The 20,567-nt window shown below is 37.7% G+C and carries 19 protein-coding genes; 8 read left to right on the plus strand and 11 right to left on the minus strand.

The window, feature by feature from the left end:
* The first annotated feature begins 273 nt into the window (after positions 1 to 273).
* The 3 genes from MKX55_RS13605 (at position 274) to nhaC (ending at position 4,567) form a co-directional block, all read left to right on the plus strand.
* Positions 274 to 1,155, plus strand: a complete 882-nt coding sequence (locus tag MKX55_RS13605; protein ID WP_339177821.1) for a cation diffusion facilitator family transporter — start codon at positions 274 to 276, stop codon at positions 1,153 to 1,155.
* Between the two features lie 511 nt (positions 1,156 to 1,666).
* Entirely contained in the window at positions 1,667 to 2,770 is a 1,104-nt protein-coding gene (gene ftsW / locus MKX55_RS13610) for a putative lipid II flippase FtsW (RefSeq protein ID WP_339233235.1), read from the plus strand.
* Between the two features lie 432 nt (positions 2,771 to 3,202).
* Positions 3,203 to 4,567, plus strand: a complete 1,365-nt coding sequence (gene nhaC, locus MKX55_RS13615; RefSeq protein WP_339233237.1) for a Na+/H+ antiporter NhaC — start codon at positions 3,203 to 3,205, stop codon at positions 4,565 to 4,567.
* Between the two features lie 58 nt (positions 4,568 to 4,625).
* Here the strand turns inward: nhaC and map are convergent, their stop codons facing one another.
* Positions 4,626 to 5,378 carry a type I methionyl aminopeptidase gene (map, locus tag MKX55_RS13620; RefSeq protein WP_339177829.1) on the minus strand — a complete coding sequence of 251 codons (753 nt, stop codon included), beginning with the start codon at positions 5,376 to 5,378 and terminating at the stop codon, positions 4,626 to 4,628.
* Between the two features lie 348 nt (positions 5,379 to 5,726).
* Here map and MKX55_RS13625 point away from each other — a divergent pair, with 348 nt between their 5' ends.
* Together MKX55_RS13625 and MKX55_RS13630 are read left to right on the plus strand one after the other, a co-directional pair.
* Positions 5,727 to 6,452 carry an ABC transporter ATP-binding protein gene (locus MKX55_RS13625; RefSeq protein WP_339233239.1) on the plus strand — a complete coding sequence of 242 codons (726 nt, stop codon included), beginning with the start codon at positions 5,727 to 5,729 and terminating at the stop codon, positions 6,450 to 6,452.
* Positions 6,442 to 8,082, plus strand: a complete 1,641-nt coding sequence (locus MKX55_RS13630; RefSeq protein WP_339233240.1) for a hypothetical protein — start codon at positions 6,442 to 6,444, stop codon at positions 8,080 to 8,082. Before MKX55_RS13625 ends, MKX55_RS13630 begins: the two co-directional genes overlap by 11 nt.
* Positions 8,083 to 8,243: 161 nt before the next feature.
* Here the strand turns inward: MKX55_RS13630 and MKX55_RS13635 are convergent, their stop codons facing one another.
* From MKX55_RS13635 to sirA, 3 genes are all read right to left on the minus strand, one after another.
* Positions 8,244 to 8,390: a YjcZ family sporulation protein gene (locus MKX55_RS13635; protein ID WP_339177834.1), complete on the minus strand. Its 147-nt coding sequence runs from the start codon at positions 8,388 to 8,390 to the stop codon at positions 8,244 to 8,246.
* Positions 8,391 to 8,683: 293 nt separating this feature from the next.
* A complete protein-coding gene (locus tag MKX55_RS13640) occupies positions 8,684 to 8,911 on the minus strand; it encodes a YneF family protein (protein WP_339177836.1) in 228 nt (75 codons plus the stop codon).
* Between the two features lie 47 nt (positions 8,912 to 8,958).
* The gene (sirA, locus tag MKX55_RS13645; protein ID WP_339177839.1) at positions 8,959 to 9,417 is read right to left on the minus strand and encodes a sporulation inhibitor of replication protein SirA; all 459 of its coding nucleotides are present in this window, start codon (positions 9,415 to 9,417) and stop codon (positions 8,959 to 8,961) included.
* A 492-nt stretch (positions 9,418 to 9,909) separates the two neighbouring features.
* Between sirA and MKX55_RS13650 the strand changes: the two genes are divergently transcribed.
* Complete coding sequence (locus MKX55_RS13650; protein WP_339233241.1) at positions 9,910 to 10,941, plus strand: hypothetical protein; 1,032 nt, start codon at positions 9,910 to 9,912, stop codon at positions 10,939 to 10,941.
* Between the two features lie 65 nt (positions 10,942 to 11,006).
* On the opposite strand, the gene tkt is transcribed toward MKX55_RS13650, so the two are convergent.
* The 3 genes from tkt to MKX55_RS13665 form a co-directional block, all read right to left on the minus strand.
* Positions 11,007 to 13,007, minus strand: a complete 2,001-nt coding sequence (tkt, locus tag MKX55_RS13655; protein ID WP_339233243.1) for a transketolase — start codon at positions 13,005 to 13,007, stop codon at positions 11,007 to 11,009.
* A gap of 92 nt (positions 13,008 to 13,099) precedes the next feature.
* Positions 13,100 to 13,333, minus strand: a complete 234-nt coding sequence (locus tag MKX55_RS13660) for a DUF896 domain-containing protein (protein ID WP_339177844.1) — start codon at positions 13,331 to 13,333, stop codon at positions 13,100 to 13,102.
* A gap of 64 nt (positions 13,334 to 13,397) precedes the next feature.
* The gene (locus tag MKX55_RS13665) at positions 13,398 to 14,054 is read right to left on the minus strand and encodes a recombinase family protein (protein ID WP_339177846.1); all 657 of its coding nucleotides are present in this window, start codon (positions 14,052 to 14,054) and stop codon (positions 13,398 to 13,400) included.
* Between the two features lie 388 nt (positions 14,055 to 14,442).
* Here MKX55_RS13665 and lexA point away from each other — a divergent pair, with 388 nt between their 5' ends.
* Together lexA and MKX55_RS13675 are read left to right on the plus strand one after the other, a co-directional pair.
* Positions 14,443 to 15,063: a transcriptional repressor LexA gene (lexA, locus tag MKX55_RS13670; RefSeq protein WP_339177849.1), complete on the plus strand. Its 621-nt coding sequence runs from the start codon at positions 14,443 to 14,445 to the stop codon at positions 15,061 to 15,063.
* A gap of 212 nt (positions 15,064 to 15,275) precedes the next feature.
* On the plus strand, positions 15,276 to 15,539 hold the full coding sequence (locus MKX55_RS13675; protein WP_339177850.1) for a hypothetical protein: 264 nt from the start codon (positions 15,276 to 15,278) through the stop codon (positions 15,537 to 15,539).
* A gap of 274 nt (positions 15,540 to 15,813) precedes the next feature.
* Here MKX55_RS13675 and spo0A read toward each other — a convergent pair whose 3' ends face one another.
* The 4 genes from spo0A to argR all read right to left on the minus strand — a co-directional run bounded on the left by spo0A (position 15,814) and on the right by argR (position 20,566).
* Positions 15,814 to 16,596, minus strand: coding sequence for a sporulation transcription factor Spo0A (gene spo0A, locus MKX55_RS13680; RefSeq protein ID WP_339233244.1), 783 nt, complete (start codon positions 16,594 to 16,596; stop codon positions 15,814 to 15,816).
* Positions 16,597 to 16,954: 358 nt separating this feature from the next.
* Entirely contained in the window at positions 16,955 to 18,148 is a 1,194-nt protein-coding gene (gene spoIVB, locus MKX55_RS13685; protein ID WP_139089148.1) for a SpoIVB peptidase, read from the minus strand.
* A 248-nt stretch (positions 18,149 to 18,396) separates the two neighbouring features.
* Positions 18,397 to 20,091, minus strand: coding sequence for a DNA repair protein RecN (gene recN, locus MKX55_RS13690; protein WP_339177854.1), 1,695 nt, complete (start codon positions 20,089 to 20,091; stop codon positions 18,397 to 18,399).
* A gap of 25 nt (positions 20,092 to 20,116) precedes the next feature.
* The gene (gene argR / locus MKX55_RS13695; protein WP_040985350.1) at positions 20,117 to 20,566 is read right to left on the minus strand and encodes a transcriptional regulator ArgR; all 450 of its coding nucleotides are present in this window, start codon (positions 20,564 to 20,566) and stop codon (positions 20,117 to 20,119) included.
* Position 20,567: the final 1 nt, after the last annotated feature.

Genomic DNA, 20,567 nt, shown 5'->3' on the forward strand with positions numbered 1-20,567 from the left:
AACTTATAAATATTATCCATTTTTTTCTTGTTTATTTTCACCTATGCAAGCGCCTTATTTTCTGAATCATTTTATATATAAAAAGAAATAATAAATACTGCCATAGCAATGATTGTTTCCCAAAGGAAAATATGCTTACAACTCTCAATAACTCTTCCTGTGGTCTGTTATTTTTCTCTAGACCCACCAGCAAGTGATTTGATAGACTATATAAGCTAACTTGAATATGGTATGGAAATTTCTAGTTAATTTTAGAATATGGTGGGATTGAAGATGAATAATCATAATGAAAACTTAAAAACCGGAGAAAAAGGGGCTTGGCTCAGTATTATTGCTTATGTTTTTTTAGCTATTTTAAAACTGTATATTGCTTCTATCGGAAATTCAGAAGGGCTGCGCGCTGACGGTTTAAATAACTTTACCGATATTATTGCTTCCGTTGCTGTATTAGTCGGATTAAAAATAGCGGTCAAACCTGCAGATTCCGTCCACCGCTACGGCCATTACCGTGCAGAAAGTATCGCTTCTCTATTTGCCGCTTTTATTATGATGTTTATCGGTCTTCAAGTCATATTTACTGCAGGCCGGACACTTTACGCATCCGATTATGAACAGCCTGATATGCTGACAGCATGGGTAGCTATATTCGCAGCATTCGTTATGCTGGGTGTCTTCCGTTATAATTTAAAACTGTCCAAAAAAATTGGAAGCAGTGCACTTTATGCGGCAGCAATGGATAACCGTTCAGACGCTTTTGTAAGTATTGGCGTATTTATCGGCATTATCGGAGCCCAATTCGGACTATTTTGGTTAGATCCGATTGTAGCGATATTGGTCGGATTAATCATCTGCAAAACAGCATGGGATATTTTTAAAGATTCTACTGTTACGCTGACAGATGGATTTGATTATAAGAAATTAGATGAAATGAAGGAAGCTATCCGCACCTTTAAAAATGTACGGGAGGTTGTTGATATTAAAGGCCGTATTCACGGCAATCAAGAGCTGTTAGATATAACTATTTTAGTGGACCCCACCTTAAATGTTGTTGACAGCCATGCTATCACAGAGCATATTGAGGAATACCTTTACAAAGAATACGGAATAAATCACGCATTGATTCATATTGAACCTTATGAAGAAAATAAAAAATAAACTGCAGAAACAAAAATGAACCATTTTCTATATTCTTAGAGAATGGTTCATTTTAATATTTGTATTTTCTTTTTTATAAAATGAAGCTACATTTACTCCTCTGTCAAAACAATTTCGTCCAATGTCGATAGCAGGAAAGTACTCTGTTACTCCTGTCGTCAAAGTTACCATTCGTTTTTTATCTCTTCCTCCCCCCCTTCCATCCCTGACAGTGAATACTGGCTAATTACGAACCCTTCTTATAGTCCAAGTACAGCCCGCATATCACGAACAAGCATTTTAAACCTCGTTTCACGTACTCTTTTTATTACAATCCGGGAGAAAAACGCTGCACTATTTGACGAAATGTCAACAGCCCTAGTATATTTAATAGGAACTACCAAAAACCTTGATTTTTAAGTATTTCAATAATGATCAGTCTGGTCGGCAATATACAATTATGGAATGCAAACATGAACTGTTCTCAAAAAGGAGCAGTCAGGCATGATTTTTATACAGTTAGGATGAGAATATGCTTTGGGCAAAAGTGAAGAAAATGGACTTCTTGTTAATTGCTGCGGTAGGTATTTTATCCATTTTTGGACTGTTGATGGTATACAGTGCAAGCTTTCCAATTGGACAAATGTATTATGATAGCGGAAATTACTTTTTTGTAAAACAGCTGCAATGGCTCTTGATCGGCATAGTCATCTTTACCTTGGCTGCGTTAATAAACCCTGCACTGTATGCCAGATGGAGTCCCGCGCTTGTTATGCTCTCGTTAATTCTGCTAATAGCTGTTTTAATACCAAATATAGGAGTAGAACGCAACTTCTCTCAGCGCTGGATTGCGATTGGCGGGTTTTTATTTCAGCCGTCAGAAGTGGTGAAGATATCCATGGTCATTTACTTTGCTTCGATTTATGCAAAAAAACAGTCGTATATCAACCATTTCGTACAAGGCGTCCTGCCTCCGATCATCATATTGCTGCTTGTTTTTTTATTAATTTTATCACAGCCTGATTTAGGAGCAGCCGGAATTATTTTGGCCGCTTGCGGAATTATTGTTACATGCAGTGGTGTGAAGAAACGGCATATTTTTTTATTGGGAAGTGTTGCTGCTATAGGTACGGTTTACTTCGCCCTAAGCTCAGCCTATCGTTTGAATCGTTTGACTTCCTTCAGGCAGCCGTTTGAGGAGTTTTCAGAGAATGGCTATCAGCTTGCAAATTCTTTGCTTGCAATCAATAGCGGCGGATTAATGGGAAACGGAATAGGTAACAGTACACAGAAGCTCGGCTATCTCCCAGAAGCACATACCGATTTTATTATGGCAATTACGGTAGAAGAGCTCGGAGCAGCAGGCTTACTGATAGTTCTTGCCTGTTATATAATTATCCTGTTCAGAGGTATCTTAATCGCCAAACAGCTGTCCAGTTCCTTTTATCAATTACTGGCAATAGGAATCACTTTTCTGATTATGATCCAGGCAGTGATTAATTTAGGAGCGATTTCTGGAATTTTACCAATTACGGGAGTTACTTTACCATTCATCAGCTATGGAGGCTCTTCCATTATCATGATGATGGTTTGTGCCGGAATTCTTGTGAATTTGTCTGCGAAAAGAGAAAGCTAAACCAACCTTTGAAAAAAGGCATCATGTAAACTCGTTGTTTTCAACAAAATGGATACTTAGACAGCAATTATTCGAATCTCTTATTGACAATTCAAGTAAATTAATTGTATAGTCATTATTAACAATTCTATCGTTTTGACAGTAAAAGTCCGCAGTAAATCATTATATGACAGTTAGATTAGAGACAAGGTGGCTGGTGAAAACCTTGGTGTATAATGATTGAATTACAGGCTTTGTAATAAAACTTGTCACTGAAATCAAGCGGATGCACTTATGTGCATCAACTAGGGTGGTAACGCGGAGATTTACTTCGTCCCTGTCTATAGGGGCGGAGTTTTTTTATTGGTTTAAAACGATAATGCTGCAGCATTTGCATTTCTTATAGAAAAATAGGCATATCTTATACATATGCAAAGCCAAGGAGGTTATAAAATGAATTCAATTAAAGCAAAACATCACCCTTCATTACTTGTTTCCATCGTTTTCCTTATCCTGATTGTGGGGATTATCAGCTTTTTTATGATTGGTCTGGAAGCCGCGCCGCATATCCCTATCCTTATCGCTATATTTATTTTGATTGGTTATGGATTATGGAATAAAATTACTTACCAATCAATGCAAAAGGCGATGGGGTTAGGGGCCGGTTCTGCAATGGGAGCGGTATTCTTATTCTTTGTGATTGGTATTCTAATCAGCAGCTGGATGATAAGCGGGACCATTCCTGTCTTGATGACAACTGGTTTATCCCTTATCTCAACCACATGGTTTTACGCGGTTGTTTTTGCTATTACCGGTATTATTGGTATCTCTTTAGGGAGCTCCCTGACTACTACCGCAACTGTCGGCGTTGCTCTGATAGGAATGGCCGGGGCGATGGATGCTTCTTTGGCGATTACAGCGGGGGCAATTGTTTCCGGAGCTTTTTTTGGTGATAAAATGTCTCCATTATCTGATACAACCAACCTTGCTTCAACAATCGTCGGTGTAGATTTATTTGAACATATTAAACATATTAGTTTAACAACGATTCCTGCATTTATTATTTCGTTTATAGGTTTTGCAATACTATCCCCCAGCGACTCCCAGGCCAGCAATAATATTGCACAGTATCAGGAGGCATTACAAGGAACAGGATTGATACATTGGAGTTCCTGGGTTCCATTGATTGTATTGATTGGCTGTACGATTTTTAAATTGTCTGCTTTCTTATCTTTATCTATAAGCAGTGTCATTGCCAGTATCATTGCGATTGTTGTTAATAAATTTCCTTTAAGCGCTATTCCTGCTATCTGGTTTGGCGGCTATACTGGAAATTCTGATTTTGATCCTGTTAATGAATTAATTACAAAAGGCGGCCTGGAAAGCATGTTCTTTACGATCGCCCTTGTACTTCTCGCTCTAAGCTTTGGCGGATTGTTGTTTGTTACTGGTATTTTGCCGGCCATTTTAGAAGCACTGCAAAAAAGACTTAAAAGAACAAGGTCAATCATCACTTCCACTGCAGGGACAGCAATTGGAGTGAATGTTTTTATCGGGGAGCAGTACTTATCTATTCTGTTAACCGGCGAAACATTTCAGCAGATTTATGAAAGAGCCGGGTTAACGAAAAAAGCATTATCCCGTACGTTGGAAGATGCAGGAACAGTGATTAATCCGCTTGTTCCCTGGAGCGTATGCGGGGTGTTTATCGCAGATGTCTTAGGCATTCCTGTACTGGCCTACCTGCCTTTTGCATTTTTCTGCTTGTTAAGCCCCGTGATTACTATTTTATTTGGAGCCCGAACAGCGAAAAAATAACAAAAAAAAATACTCCCTAATGTGAAATTTCATGCTCACTCATTAGGGAGTATTTTTATTATTTATCCTGCTCTGTTAAAATAATCGGCTCTTCCTTCGTAACAACGATTTGATGTTCAAACTGGGCAGAGCGTCCTTTATCAACCGTTCTTGCAGTCCAGCCATTATCGTCCATCTTGCTGCGCCAGTCGCCCTCATTAACCATTGGTTCAATCGTTATAACCATTCCTTCTTTTAAACGAATGCCTTTATTGGGAAGACCGTAATGAGGCACATGCGGATCTTCATGAATCGTCGGCCCAATTCCATGCCCTGTAAAATCACGTACAACTGAAAAACCTTCCGCCTCTGCATACGTTTGAATCGCATGCCCTATATCACCTAAACGATTGCCGTGCTTTGCCTGAGCCAAACCTTTGTACAACGCTTCCTTCGTGACGTCAATCAGCTTCTGCCCTTTTTCGTCTACATTGCCGACAGCATATGTCCACGCAGAATCAGCCAAGCCTCCATTTAAATTAACAACCATATCAATCGTTACAATATCCCCGTCTTCTAAGGGGCTATCTGTTGGAAAGCCATGACAAATTTCATCATTTAAAGAAGCGCAAATCGCATAAGGGTAGCCATTATAGCCTTTTTGCTCCGGCGTTGCTCCATGCTCTTCTAAAAATCTTTCTACAAATGCGTCCAATTCCAGTGTTGTTACGCCCGGTTTGATCCGTTTTGCGATTTCTTTATGTGTGGCTACCAGCAAATCAGCTGCTTCCTGCATTTGCTGAACTTCCCGCTTACTTTTTCTTGTTATCATTCGTATTTCTTCCTTTCTATCTTCTATATACGCAATACTTTATAAAAAATCCATTACATTTAAATGATGTTTCATATCCAGAGTCCATTGTAAATTCTAACACAACCATTCTGAAACGAACAGTATCTTACCTTTTCCTGTATTAGCATCGCCTTTTAAAAAAAGAAATTGTGCTGTTGCTATCATGTACAAACAGATAAACCCAACCCCCCCCCTCAAAAAGAAAATGACTTTTATTTCTTAAAAATGGAAAATTGATTTTGCGAAAAACCAGCCGCATGTTACGATAAGTTTATATTTACCTTACAATACAATTTCTGATATTCATGTAGAAATGGAGGTTTTTTGATGATAGAAATTTCTCGAATCAATAAAAGCTTTGATGGACATCATCATATTATCCAAGATTTATCATTGACCATCCCAGATGGAAAAATCGTCGGCTTTCTTGGACCAAATGGCGCTGGGAAATCTACCACAATCAATATGATGACCGGTATCTTACCCATCGATAAAGGAACAATTACTTTAAATGGCATTGATATTGACAAAGAGCCCTTAAAGGCAAAAGAGATTTTTGGATTTGTTCCAGACCGTTCTGATATTTTTCTGAGGCTAAAAGGCCTGGAATACCTTAATTTTATTGCTGATATTTATCAGGTTCCTGAGGACGTGCGGCAGGAAAAGATAGCCTATTATACAAAACAATTTTCAATCGACCATGCCTTGGGAAATTATATTCAGAGTTACTCTCATGGAATGCGGCAAAAAATAATGGTTACTTCTGTACTGCTGCACGATCCGGATATTTGGATTTTAGACGAACCATTAACTGGTCTGGATCCAAAATCGTCCTATGCTTTAAAACAAATGATGCGGGAACACGCTGATAAAGGAAATACGGTTTTCTTCTCCAGTCATGGCCTGGAGGTCGTGGAACAGCTCTGTGATGAAGTGGCAATTATTAATCACGGAGAGCTTTTATTTTATGGAACAATTGATGAACTGCAGGCAGAATTTCAAACCGACCAATCTCTGGAAAATGTATTTTTGGAGCTGACCAATGATGCGTAATACATGGACAATTACAAAAATAATGTTAAGGATGCAATATTCTTCAGCAGGCAAACAAAGTAATGCATGGATTTATATTATTGTTTCCCTGATTCTTATTCCATTTTTTATTATGCTCATGCAAGGAATAAATTCTATGGTTACATATGCTTATCACATGCTGGCTGAAGTAAATCAGGAAAGTATGCTTCTTGGTTTGGCATTGCTTTTTATTGCAGTTATCCTGTTTTTCCTTTCATTTATTATGATTTTATCTGCTTTTTATTTTTCTGATGATATTACAGCTTATATTCCGCTGCCGGTACATCCTTATCAATTATTGATTGGCAAAGCAGCAAATCCGTTAATTTATAATTATGGCATTGCAGCACTTTTATTTTTGCCATTTTTCTTTATGTATGGAAGCATCAGCAGTGCGCCTATCCTATTTTATGTCTATGGCTTCATTTTGTTTATCATTTTTCCAATTATTCCATTTAGTCTTGTAGCGGTTATCCTGATGTTTATCATGCGTTATGTCAATATCGCCAAAAACAAGGATCGCTCCAAAATCTTTATGGGTATCGGTTCCTTACTATTTGTTATTCTCGTTAACGTACTTGTTCGTCTCAACATGGACGATGCCGCAATGCTTGATACGTTTACGACCTATATGCAGGAGCAAGAAGGATTACTGCGAATGATAACTATGATCTTTCCACCGGCTTATTTTGGAGCAGGCAGTCTCCATTTTGCGGCTGATTGGTCCGGTCTTCTTTTCCTGCTTGCACTTTTGGCTGTATTTATCCTTTGTGTCCTCTTATTTATTTGGGCTGGACAACGTTTTTATTTGAAGGGCGTCCGGGGAATGAGTTCGGGAAGCAAAGGAAATTTATCAGCTAAAGCGTCTCAAAAATTAACACAACAGCGTTCGATTTTAAAAACCTATCTGCTGAAGGAATTTAAAATGATTTTTCGCACCCCTGCTTTTCTAATGCAGTGTGTCATTCAGGCATTATTTTTCCCGGTATTTATAACGGTGATTCTATTTTTGGATATGGGAAATGATCTGGCAGCGTATGTCCCTGCTGCACCAGAAAAAAATCTTTTTCTGATCTTATTTATGATATCGATTTTTTTATTAAGTACGAATGTAACAGCTTCCACTGCTATTTCCAGAGAAGGAGCAAGCATAAAATTAAATTTATTTTTGCCAATACCATTTCAACATTTGATAAACGCAAAATTATATGTTGCCTATCTTATGTCTGTGCTGCCGTTTTTACTGCTTATTGGTGTCGGTATTTATGTAAATATTCCAGCTCATATATTGATTGGCTGGGTAGGGGTTACCCTGCTGTATAATTGGTTAGCCGTCGTGATTAACTTCTTTATTGATGTTTATCATCCGAAGCTGCACTGGACAGACGAACAGGAATTATTTAAAGGCAGATTCATCCCTTTCTTTATTTCACTTGGGCAAATTGCTCTTTTCGGGATTATAACGATTATTCTTTGGAATATGAATATAACGAATGTTTATCTGATTATGCTTATTTTACTGCTTCTCACGTTCATTGTTACTGATATAGCACACGTTTATTTACGTAAAAAAGTAACGTTAAAAACACTGCAAAACCTGGGAAACTAATTGAAAAAAGACGCCCTGGCAATTCATCCGCCAGGACGTCTTCTTGTTTTTCAGCAAATAGGGCATTCGAGCAAAGGCTTGGGCGCCAGTGCATAAGAGATTTTTGAAAGCAGAAGCCCGCTTATCGAAATCCCTTTCACGAATACCAGGTTTTTTAATCATTAACAGTAGTAGCCACCCGTGTAGCACTGGTTGCCGCCGGAGTATGCTGTTCCAATAATAATCAACAAAATAAATAACACAACTAATAACGCAAAGCCTGCTGAACCGAAGCTTTGACGATCATCACAACATTCTTCTCTACCCATGTGTATAACCTCCTCTATCTGAACTACTTTAACTTATGCAGCTTCATTCAAATTGGGAAGGCGAATGACTATTTTTTTTGAAAAACTCCCATTCGTTGCGTTTTACCTGGATGACCATATACTGATTCCAACGTGTCCGCACATCGTATGTATGCTGACAAAGCGCTTCTAAACCCGAGCACTTTGATCCTGTACAATTTAAATTTTTACTATGCTGAATTATTTTTTTGACCAATAAGAAAAACCACCTTCTAAAAAGTGGTTTTAGTGCTTGTCCATAAAATAATTATGAATTATTTGCCAGACTGATTCTGATTATTCATTGACCGCATCATTTGATTAATTTTCTTCTGTGACGGTTTTTGGCCCATTTGCATCATCAATGTACGAAGCATTTGCTCATTTATTGGCGGATTCTTTTTCAAGTAGTTCATCATATATTTTCTAGCAATGAAAAATCCAAGAGCAACACCAGCAATTAAAGCTGCAATTGCAATTAATACTACCCATATCGTACTCATGTTACAAAATTTCCTCCTTCGTGTTGTCTCTAATACAGTATATTAGATTAGAGGAAATTATACAACACTTGACTTTCATCATTGAGCTCTTTTATAGATTTAGGAGAAATCCATCCATATTGTGGCGTATCCTTTCCTTGGACAAAGAAATAAGGATGAATATCTTCTAATATAGGAAAAAGCAGTGACACCGCAACAGCTAAATGATGGCATCTTAAAATCAATTCTCCATTTTCAATATATAAGCAGAGTGATTCTTCTCCTTTTTTTACAAGCACTCTATTTCCAATTCGTTTTACATAAATATCCGGCGAAGAAAACGTCTTTAAATGCATAGCAAACTTGTAAAAATGAATTTTTCGAGTGATAAATCGAAATTGCTTTCTAATTATTACTTCGTCCTCTTTTTCAGCACATTCTAAAAAGAAACGATGTAATAAATCACTTTTATGATAATAATTTTTTGCTACATTTTCTTCTATCCAATAAATTGCGTATTCATTCATCACGTATTCCCCCTTTGACTATCATTATAGAGGAATCTATTTCCGAAAGTTGTCATAATAGTGTGCAAAGAAGAACTTCTTTTGTCGAAACAGTAAAGAAAACTTGGCGTCTACTTTTCTCTTTCAGGAATTTAAGAGAAGTCTGTCAATCTGCTGATTTTTGATTTCTGCTTTCCCCTACTTGAATTTCTTTTGAAACACTTTTTTCATATCATCATTGATACAATTATCATATCAAATAATTATGTTATACTATCAAGGCTCTTCACCAAAATCAATGGTTGATATTAATGAATAGATATGAGTAAAGAGACTAATTAGCGTAGTATTTTTCCGTAGCGGTTACCACTATCAATTTAACTACTGTCTGTCAACCATTGATTTTGGTATTGATCCACTATCAAACAACCAATTACATTCACCAAAAATGGGAAGCAGCATAAATTAATTAAACAAAAGCCCAAAATTTCAAATCAAAAAGGAAGTGTCTTCTTGAAAAATTATTATTATGTTACGGCAAATACAGCGGTGGGATTTGTGAATTTACTGTCTTCCAATTTAGAACGTATACAGCAAATCTTTCGTTTAAAACACTCTTCTCAAACGGTGAAAGCAAAAATTTTAAAAGATATAATCACAAAATATGAAGCTACCTATGAAGTAGAAGTGTTAAAAAGTGCGTTGGGTGAACATTATTTGGATGGGGTGGTTATACCTGAAAAGGGACTCGCTTTTTTAAATGATTCCATTATACCAGATGATATGCGTGAAGGAATCGAACTGGATTTAAATCGATTTACACAAGACATTTCGGTAAGAAAAGAGAAACTAGAAGAAAACTTCATTCACTACACAGAAAAAGCATATAAACATTTGGAAACAGGGTTACGCATACATGATGATCTGGAAGAGATCTATATTAAAGAAATGAATTTTAAGCGAGCGGATGAAATTGCCGATACGTTTATTCAAGAAGTCTTAGAAGGACAATCGAAGAAGGATCAAGGTGGCCACGAGTATCACCGCCTTTTTGGTACCACAACTGTAGATGGTCCTGTCAATGTCGTTCCTCATATTACAGAAAAACTATCCTGCGTTTTTTATGTAAAAGGGAGAGCTGGAACAGGCAAGTCAACATTTATGAAAAAAGTAGCGAGTGCTTGTATTGAATATGGTTATGATACTGAAATTTATCATTGTAGTTTTGATCCAAATAGTATTGATATGGTATTAGTACCAGATTTGGATTTTTGTATATTTGACAGTACTGATCCCCATGAATTTTTCCCAACTAGAGAAGGGGAAGTAGTTATTGATTTATACGAAGAAACCGTCAAGCCTGGAACAGATGAAAAATATGCTGGTGAAATTAACAAAATAAATGACCATTATAAATCCTATATGAAAAAAAGCGTTGCAGAGCTGAAAAAGGCTGGTAAATATTTGGAAACTTTAGAGCAACAGTTTTCCTGCACCGAACAAGAACGGAAAGAAATCATCCATTTTATCGAGCAACAATTATAATAGATACGAAGGAAGAGAGATGTTAGCATCTCTCTTCCTCATGACATAAAATATTTAAATATTCCTTATTTCGTCACTTCTTCTACTAATTGAACAACGTTATCTACTGTAAAACCAAATTTCTCAATCAATAAATCGCCATTCGCTGAAGCGCCGAAACGGTCAATCGTAAGTGTTTTTCCTTCAAAGCCTACATAACGGTCCCATCCGAATGACGCAGCCATTTCAATGCCGACTCTGGCTGTGACTTCTTTTGGAAGTACTTCGTTTTTATATGCTTCATCCTGTGCTTCAAAGCGATCCCATGAAGGCATACTTACTACCTGTACATCGACACCTTTTTCTTTCAATGCTTCCTGTGCTGCAACTGCCAGTTGAACCTCGGATCCGGTAGCTAAAAGAAGCGCATCCGGTGTTTCTTTTTCGGATTTACTTACAACATAAGCTCCTTTTTTAACTCCCTCATAAGCTAACTCTGCAGTATTTGCTAAAGTAGGCAGATTTTGACGTGTCAATACAAGCGCTGTCGGCTGATCTGTTGATTCTAGAGCTAAGCGCCATGCTGCCTGTACCTCATTCGCATCCGCTGGACGGATTAAAGAAAGATGAGGCATCGCGCGTAAAGCAGCTAATTGCTCCACAGGCTCATGGGTCGGACCGTCTTCTCCCACTGCAATCGAGTCATGCGTAAACACATAGGTTACCGGCATATTCATAATCGATGCCAGACGAATGGATGGACGTAAATAGTCACTGAATACAAAGAAGGTTCCACCGAAGACATGAAGTCCTCCATGAAGCGCCATTCCATTTAAAGCAGCACCCATTGCATGTTCACGTACACCAAACCAGACATTACGTCCGGCATAATCTGCCTTTGTAAAGTCCGCTTCGTCATTGATTGTTGTTTTGTTCGAACCGGCAAGGTCAGCACTTCCGCCAAAGAAATTCGGAACGGATTTTGCTACAGCGTTTAATACTTCTCCGGAGGATGCACGTGTAGCAAATTTAGAGCCTTCTTCAAATACAGGAAGATTTTCATGCCAGTTTTCAGGTAGCTCTCCTTTTAAAGCAAGCTCGAACTGTTTTCCTAATTCCGGATAGGCTTCTTTATAAGCAGCAACCAGCTCGTCCCATGCTGCTTCTTTTTCAGAACCGTCATTCACGATTTTTTCTTTAAAGTCAGCATATACTTCCTCCGGCACATAAAAATCTTCATGCGTCCATTTATAGGCTTCTTTGGTCAGCTTCACTTCATCTGCCCCAAGCGGTGCGCCATGGGAAGCACTGGAAGCAGATTTATTTGGAGAACCGTAACCGATTACCGTTTTCACTTCAATCAATGTCGGCTGGTCCTGGTTTTGCTGCGCTTCTTTGATTGCCTGGCGAATGGCGTTGACATCATTGCCGTCTTCCACCCGCAATACCTGCCAGCCATATGCTTTAAAGCGTTGTTCCGTATTCTCAGAAAAAGAACGGTCTAAATCGCCGTCTAATGAAATATCATTGGAATCATACAAAGCAATCAGTTTGCCTAAGCCCATATGGCCGGCTAACGATGCAGCTTCATGCGAGATTCCTTCCATTAAGTCCCCGTCACTGACAATCGCGTATGTATAATGATCGACCACATTATACTTTTCTTTATTATACACAGCACCTAAGTGTGCTTCCGCCATTGCCATACCTACTGACATCGCAATGCCTTGTCCCAATGGACCCGTTGTTGCTTCCACACCATCCGTATGATGTACTTCCGGATGTCCCGGTGTTTTCGAATCCCATTGACGGAATCCTTTTAAATCATCGATAGATACATTATAGCCTGATAGGTGCAACAGACTGTACAGCAGCATGGATCCATGACCTGCAGACAATACAAAACGGTCACGATTGAACCATTTCGAATGCTTTGGATTGTGATTCATAAAATCTGTCCAGAGTGTATACGCCATCGGTGCCGCACCCATCGGTAATCCCGGATGTCCGGAGTTTGCTTTTTCAATTGCATCGATAGAGAGCGTGCGAATGGTATTGATGGATAGTTCCTCAACTTGTTGTGTCATTGTTTTTCTCCTTCCACTTCAAAACATATTCTGTTTCTTTCTCTATTTTATAATGAAATCCGATACGATACAAGCTAAGTTAATGTGACATATCAGTGTTTCTTATTACGTTCCTGGTAATCACGAAGCTTTTGCGGGGTCACATCATTCCCGGCCGGGTCAATGACTGTCATCCCTTTTAGATGATTTTTAAAAGAACCCCGTACATTTGACAGATATTCTTTTCGAAGTTTTTGCTGTTCTGTTTTTTCTTCTTCTGTTAAGCCTTCACTTTTCGCTTTATTAGCTAACGTATTTATTCTATTTAATTTATCTTTAGACAACATAGCTTGTCCCTCCTTCGATTAAAAAACAGGAGTTAAAATAACCTTCCTGTTTCTTTATCTTACGTCACGATTCACTTTCATTCAAGGAATTGATATATTCCTGGTAGCGGCGATGGATGGTTGCCTTTGATGCATGAAATCCAAGTCCTTTTAAAACTGTTGTGATTTCTTGAAACGTTAATTTATTCTGCCGCAGCCGGACTATCTCTTCTATCGGAATTTCAGCGCGTTCTCTTCCAGGGGATTGATTGATATGATGTAAATTTTCTTGAGGATTATACCCATTTGATACAGCACGCCGCATTCCCCTTTTTATTTTCATATTATGTAGTTTACGCTGATATTCTTCCACTATACCGACGATGTTCAACACCATCGAATCCGCTTCATTCAGCTCAAGTTCTCCTTCATGAGTAACTGTATAAACGGGGATATTTATTTTCCGGAGCTGATGAAATAAAGCAATTTTTGTATTTCCTCTTCCAAGTCTTGTTTCATCTTGAATACAAAGACAATCAGCTTCTTGATGAGAAAAATAATCAAGAAGCTTAAATATGCCATCTCTATCAATGTCATAGCCGCTGGCCTTCTCCTGAATACAATCCACAACCGTAAAATTTAATTTATCGGCCAGTGCTGATAACTCTTCATATTGTCTTTGAAGTGATGTTTCTTGTGTTTCTTTCTCTGTACTTACCCGACAATAAATAATCGTTCTCAATGTTTTATCCTCCAATAATAAACCGCTCTTTTTCAACTTTTCGGTGACAATTCTTTACAGAATCTGTCTTACCAGCATATTTGCTCTCAACAAAATAAGCAAGGAAATCAGTCGTCTGGTCAATCACTTAAATCGTAACCATCATCGTATATAAAAATATTAACGCAATAATAAAAGCTACAATATAAAAAGCATCAGACTTCATCAGTTTTTCAAACATATTAAAACTCCCCTTCGATATTTTATCTGGTTCCGGAACAGTTGTTCTGACTACAGTATATTTAGAACAACTGTTCTTGTCAATACTTTTTAGAACATTTGTTTGTAAATTGGTTCATTCAATGCTATACTATGAATAACAAATACCTATGCTAGAGGGGAGTAAGTCATGACAAAACTATCAAAAAGACAGCAGATGATTTTTGACTTTATTAAAGATCAAGTAGAGCAGAAGGGGTATCCGCCTTCCGTACGTGAAATTGCAGTTGCTGTCGGGTTAGCTTCAAGTTCTACTGTTCACGGTCATTTAGAAAGATTAGAAAACAAAGGATATATTCGGAGAGACCCGACCAAACCTCGTGCTATCGAGATTATATATAATAATGAGAATGATGCGCCAAAGGATAAGGCCATTTATGTGCCTGTAATAGGGAAGGTAACAGCTGGAATCCCGATTACTGCGATTGAAAATGTGGAAGAGTTTATTCCAGTTCCCAGCTCTTCTGCCGGACCGGAGGATAATCTGTTTGTACTTGTCATTGATGGAGACAGTATGATTGAAGCAGGCATCCTGGACAAAGATATGGTTATCGTGAAACAGCAAAGCTCTGCTGATAATGGAGATATCGTTGTAGCAATGACAGATGAAAATGAAGCGACCGTCAAACGATTTTTTAAAGAAAAGAGCCGTTTCCGCCTCCAGCCTGAAAATGCAACGATGGAACCTCTCTATTACGAAAACGTATCTATTCTCGGTAAGGTAATCGGCTTATATCGTCATATCCACTAAAAGGACTGTACTTTAGAGTCGGAGCATGCGGGCAGCATAAGCTGCACACAGCAGGAACGTCAGAACATCCTCTATAGGCGATTTTATCGGCCAGTCAAAAAAAGGTTAACGGACACATTTGTCAGATGTGCCCGTTAACCTTTTTTCTAGTATAAAATTAGTCCATTCATAATATGCTTAATATAAAGTACAAGTACAAGGAGTGTATAAAATTGACTGAAACGATAAAAAAGAAACGCTGGCTTTATCTTCCAATCATCATTATCAGCTTTATTCTGGGAATTATCTATTTAACAAAGGTTGCAGATTATTTAACACTGCCATTTTTATCAGCTCTTCTCCTCATTGTCACTTTTTTAGAAGTTTACCCGGACAAGAACTATTTTTCCAAAAAGAATTTGGTAAAAATCATTTCTGCTCTTGTGATTATTGCTCTTGCACTTTGGTACCAGATATCTGTTTTTATTCTTGGATAAGTGAATAAAGCATATACACAGCCTTTCATTTTATAAAAAGAAAACCATTGTAATCAAAAAATAAGTAATGTCCCAACTTTTTTTGAATATTCATCAAAATACAGAATTAGCAATTTACTTATAACATATAAAATTGTACAACCCTTTCCTTCATAAATGGCTGCACTGCTTCCTGTTCATTGGATACATCAGCAGGATTTATATGATTCCTTCTGTGACAATACGGGTTGCTGTATGGTTATTTAAAGCTTTCTGTCAACACTTGCAGTCCATATTACGATACTTTATGCTCCAATCGTAATCGGTCGGCCACCATTGCAATAAATTCAGAATTCGTCGGTTTTGCTTTAGAAATATTGATGGTGTAACCAAATAATGCTGAAATGGAATCAATATTTCCTCTGCTCCAAGCCACCTCTATTGCATGGCGAATTGCTCTTTCTACACGAGAAGCAGTTGTATTGAATTTTTTAGCGATATCCGGATAAAGCACTTTTGTGATGGATCCCAAAAGGTCAATATCGTTATAAACCATTGTAATTGCTTCTCTTAAGTACATATATCCTTTAATATGCGCAGGCACGCCTATTTCATGAATAATATTGGTTATATTCGCTTCCAGATCCTGCTTTTTCTTACTTTCAATATTCGTTTTCGTCACATTTGATACTCTGGAAAGTGCACTTCCCTGAACCTGCAGAATTTGATCAGCCAGATTCTGTATGTCAAACGGCTTCAGGATAAAATAAGAAGCTCCTAAATCAACCGCCTTCTTCATTACTTCTTCCTGACCAAATGCAGTCAACATAATAATATGTGGTTTTTTAGTTAATTCCATTTTTTTAATTTCATTTAAAACAGCTATTCCATCCATATGCGGCATAATAATATCTAAAACCAGCACGTCCGGTGTTTTCTCTTCAATCAACGGGAGGCAGTCCCTTCCGTTTAATGCTGTTCCGACAATTTCAATTTCTTCCTGTTCCCCAAAAAAGTCCTCCATTAATTGTATTAACTCACGATTATCATCAACAAAACACACAGATATTTTACTCACTAAAAAATCCTCCTTTTGCTTTTTATGCACCTATATCATATTCTACAAAAAACATAAATATCCTCTTTAAAATCAAAAAACTTTTGATTTATTTCGATTTTCTCAAGTATTCTTCGTTTTTCTCTTTTTTTCACCAACTTTCGACACAATTTTCAACGTATTATTGTATCCGTTTTCATTATATCAGATAGTAGTTGGAAATAAAATGCATATTTCCAATAAACATACTATATTTTAATGATTATTTAAAAACTAAAAATTGCCTGTAATAGCAAGCGCTATTACAGACATTTTTAATTATTGACTTATTATTTATTCTGTTGGAGCAAAGAAAGCTTAACCGGAATGGCAGCAGCTGCTACGCGGCAGCTTCATTCAAATCAGATTGAATAATATCCGCATCTTCAAGCATCCATTCGATATGAACACCATAGCCCGAGGTCGGATCATTTACAAACACATGTGTTACCGCACCGATAACCTTGTCATTTTGAATAATAGGGCTTCCGCTCATTCCCTGAACAATTCCGCCAGTTAATTCTAATAATCGCGGATCGGTAATTTGAATAACCATTCCCTTTGTGGATGCTGACTTTTGAGGAACACTGCTGATAATTTCAATGTCAAATTCTTCAATCTTCTCTCCATCCACTACAGTAAGAATTTTTGCAGGCCCTTCTTTTACTTCATGAGATAGTGCGACAGGAAAGGTTTCATCATATTTTTCATGATTTACCTCCTTTTCTAATACCCCAAATATTCCATAATCCGTATTTTTCGTGATATTACCGATTCTTTTTTCTTGCGTTTGAAAGGAAGCTTGTTTTTCTCCCGGTAAACCATTATCCCCCTTTTCAATTGCAGTTACAGAAGAATGGATAATGGACCCTTGCTTGATATCAATCGGCTTTTTCGTATCCATATCTGAAATAACATGTCCTAAAGCGCCATATTTTCCTGTTTCCGGCTCATAAAATGTCATTGTTCCAATACCTGCTGCTGTGTCTCTGATATATAACCCGATTTTGTAAGCATTTTCTTTTTTGTCAAAAATCGGCTGCAGGTTGGTTTCGATATACTTATCTCCACGTTTTAGCTTAATTTGCATTTTTTTGTTTTCCTTGCCGCTATGATCAACAATCGGTTTAATGTCTGTCATATGATTGATTTTTTGACCATTTATTTCAACAATTGTATCACCAATATTTATTTTAGCGGCTTCTCCCGGAGACTTTACTCCTTCTGACATTTTCACTTGATGATGACCGACAACCAGTACACCTTTCGTTTCTAACTGCACTCCAATGGATTGTCCTCCTGGTACTACTCTTACATCCTCCAGACGTTGATGCTGCCCCTGATTATCCTCTTTATTCGTATGCTCTTCATTATTGAAAAAAGGAAGGATAGGATAGTCTTGAAAAACCTCTTTATACCCTTGCATGGAAGTATCTGCGTGGATAAAGGAAGGGGAAATAAAAAACAATATAAAAGCAAGCGATAATAGCGAGCTGATTTTATATGTCCATCTGATTTTGTTTGTTTTGCTCATAAATCGTCTCCTCCTCATACAAAAAATATTATCTTTCTGTACATATACTTTTTGCAGATGGAGGGCAGTTTAAACTGGAACAACCTATGTGATATGTGTATCTTTTCCTCTAAAAATATAGATAAACGGACGTATAGTGTTGTTATTCTTAAGATGCAAAAGGACATGTGATTAACGAAATTTGTAAGTACAGGAAAAAGAAAAAAACCGGTACAGTTATTGTCCGATTTTTTAACGTTTTTATCCCTTTAATTTGATTTTTTAAAACGATCTGCCAATGTTAACATTTCTTTCGCATGTTCTTTTGCTGTATCTGTTAATTTTGTTCCAGTAATCATCCGGCTTAATTCCTCAATCAGTTCCGTATTATTTAATTCAATAACAGAAGTAAAAGTGCGATTTTCCTTTTCCTTTTTCTGGATAAATTTATGCGTATCTGCCATAGCAGCGACCTGCGGAAGATGTGTAATACACAGAACCTGTGATTCCAGCGATATTTCATGGATTTTTTCAGCAATTGCCTGTGCCACTCTTCCACTGACTCCGGTGTCCACTTCATCAAAAATAACACTCGTAATACCCTGATGCTTTGAGAAAATCTTCTTCAAAGCAAGCATGATTCGTGATAATTCTCCTCCTGAAGCTATTTTTGTGAGGTCTTTTAAAGGCTCACCGACATTGGTGGAAATGCGGAAAAGTATTTTATCATAACCATTTAATTTCAGCTTCCGCTGCGTGGAATCCTCAAAATCAATGGAAAAGGTCGTCTTTTCTAAATAGAGGTCTTTTAATTCCCGGTGGATATCGTTCGTTAATGTTTCCGCGGCTTGTTTCCGTAAGTGATGAAGCTGATCTGCTTCTAATAAAGCATCCTTTTCAAGCTCATCAATTTCTGTTACAAGTGTGTTTAAATGCGTTTCCCGGTTTGTAATCTGTTCGATTTCTTCTTCAACACGCCCTAAGTAGTCTAACATTTCTTCCACCGTTGGACCGTATTTACGCTTCAATCTGTTTAATTCATCCATCCGCTGTTCAATCTCATTCAGACGTTCCGGATTAAATTGCAGCTGGTCAAGATAATTGCGAATATCATACGTGAGTTCTTCCAGCATATAATAATGGTTAGATATACTATCCAATTTTTCAGCAATAAAAGGATCTAAATCTGCTCCGTCCTGTAAAGCTGATTGTGCGTGGCTGACTAATTCTAATCCATGCTGCTCGCCATATAAAGAAAAATAAGCATCCGAAAGGGATTGATGTATCCTTTCGTAATTTGCAAGCTGATTGCGCTCTTCTTCAAGCGCCGTATCTTCATTCGGGACAAGCTGTGCTTCTGTTAATTCCTGCTGTTGGAATTGGAGCAGATCCAGACGCTGCGCCATCTCCTGTTCATTGTCATTCAGGCTGCGGTACTTTTTCTTCAGATTTTCCAGGCGGTTATAAATATCCTGATAATCCTTTTTTGCTTCCTTCATGGCATCTCCAAGATAAAGATCTAAAAAATCAATATGCTGCTCATTATCCATCAGCGATTGCGTCTCGTGCTGACTATGGATATCAATCAATGTTTTTCCAAATTCCCGGAGAATAGCCAGCGTCACTAATTTACTATTTACACGGCAGATGCTTTTCCCAGAGGAGGTTATGGTCCGCTGAAGTACAATTTGTTCATCACTGATTTCAATCCCATATGCTTTTCCTACTTGGTAAATAGGGTGCTTTTCGTGATCGATGAAAAATAGTCCTTCAATCTCCGCTTTATTCGATTCATGTCGAACAAAGTCTACAGAACCTCTTGCCCCGGCTAATAATTGGATAGCATCAATGATAATCGATTTTCCTGCACCAGTTTCTCCCGTCAAAACAGTAAGGCCTTCTTGAAAGTTTAAGGATAATTCTTCAATAATCGCAAAGTTTTTTATAGATAATTCAGTTAACATGCTGCCTCACCCCGACTAAATAATTTTAAAGCATTCCAATTAATCGATTTTTGATATCCTCCGCATGTTCAGGTGTCCTGCATATAATCAAACAAGTATCGTCCCCGCAGATGGTTCCCATGATCTCTTCCCAATCCAGATTGTCGATCAGAACGCCGACTGCATGGGCATTACCAGGGAGTGTTTTTAAAATAATAAAATGACTTGCATTCTCTATTTTGACAAAGGTATCTACAATCAGCCGCTGCAGTTTTTGCAGCGGATTAAAACGCTGATCTGCAGGCAGGCTATATTTATATTGACCTGTATTCGTCGGTACCTTTACCAATTGCAGTTCTTTAATATCCCGGGATACGGTTGCCTGTGTGACGTTATAGCCAAGATTTTTTAGTGAATCGACAAGCTCGTCCTGTGTTTCAATAATATTTTCTGTGATCAGTTCACGAATTTTAATATGGCGTTGTATTTTACTCACG

Source organism: Oceanobacillus sp. FSL W7-1281 (assembly GCF_037969835.1).
GTDB lineage: Bacteria > Bacillota > Bacilli > Bacillales > Amphibacillaceae > Oceanobacillus > Oceanobacillus oncorhynchi.

What these genes read in the sequence shown, in the direction of transcription:
- map (WP_339177829.1), bottom strand. Translation starts at nt 5,378, where the DNA reads ATGATAACAAGAAAAAGTAAGCGGGAAGTTCAGCAAATGCAGGAAGCA.
- nhaC (WP_339233237.1), top strand. Translation starts at nt 3,203, where the DNA reads ATGAATTCAATTAAAGCAAAACATCACCCTTCATTACTTGTTTCCATC.
- recN (WP_339177854.1), bottom strand. Translation starts at nt 20,091, where the DNA reads ATGTTAACTGAATTATCTATAAAAAACTTTGCGATTATTGAAGAATTA.
- sirA (WP_339177839.1), bottom strand. Translation starts at nt 9,417, where the DNA reads ATGAATGAATACGCAATTTATTGGATAGAAGAAAATGTAGCAAAAAAT.
- MKX55_RS13660 (WP_339177844.1), bottom strand. Translation starts at nt 13,333, where the DNA reads ATGTTGTCTAAAGATAAATTAAATAGAATAAATACGTTAGCTAATAAA.
- lexA (WP_339177849.1), top strand. Translation starts at nt 14,443, where the DNA reads ATGACAAAACTATCAAAAAGACAGCAGATGATTTTTGACTTTATTAAA.
- MKX55_RS13640 (WP_339177836.1), bottom strand. Translation starts at nt 8,911, where the DNA reads ATGAGTACGATATGGGTAGTATTAATTGCAATTGCAGCTTTAATTGCT.
- MKX55_RS13605 (WP_339177821.1), top strand. Translation starts at nt 274, where the DNA reads ATGAATAATCATAATGAAAACTTAAAAACCGGAGAAAAAGGGGCTTGG.
- MKX55_RS13625 (WP_339233239.1), top strand. Translation starts at nt 5,727, where the DNA reads ATGATAGAAATTTCTCGAATCAATAAAAGCTTTGATGGACATCATCAT.
- MKX55_RS13635 (WP_339177834.1), bottom strand. Translation starts at nt 8,390, where the DNA reads ATGGGTAGAGAAGAATGTTGTGATGATCGTCAAAGCTTCGGTTCAGCA.
- ftsW (WP_339233235.1), top strand. Translation starts at nt 1,667, where the DNA reads ATGCTTTGGGCAAAAGTGAAGAAAATGGACTTCTTGTTAATTGCTGCG.
- spoIVB (WP_139089148.1), bottom strand. Translation starts at nt 18,148, where the DNA reads ATGAGCAAAACAAACAAAATCAGATGGACATATAAAATCAGCTCGCTA.
- tkt (WP_339233243.1), bottom strand. Translation starts at nt 13,007, where the DNA reads ATGACACAACAAGTTGAGGAACTATCCATCAATACCATTCGCACGCTC.
- MKX55_RS13630 (WP_339233240.1), top strand. Translation starts at nt 6,442, where the DNA reads ATGATGCGTAATACATGGACAATTACAAAAATAATGTTAAGGATGCAA.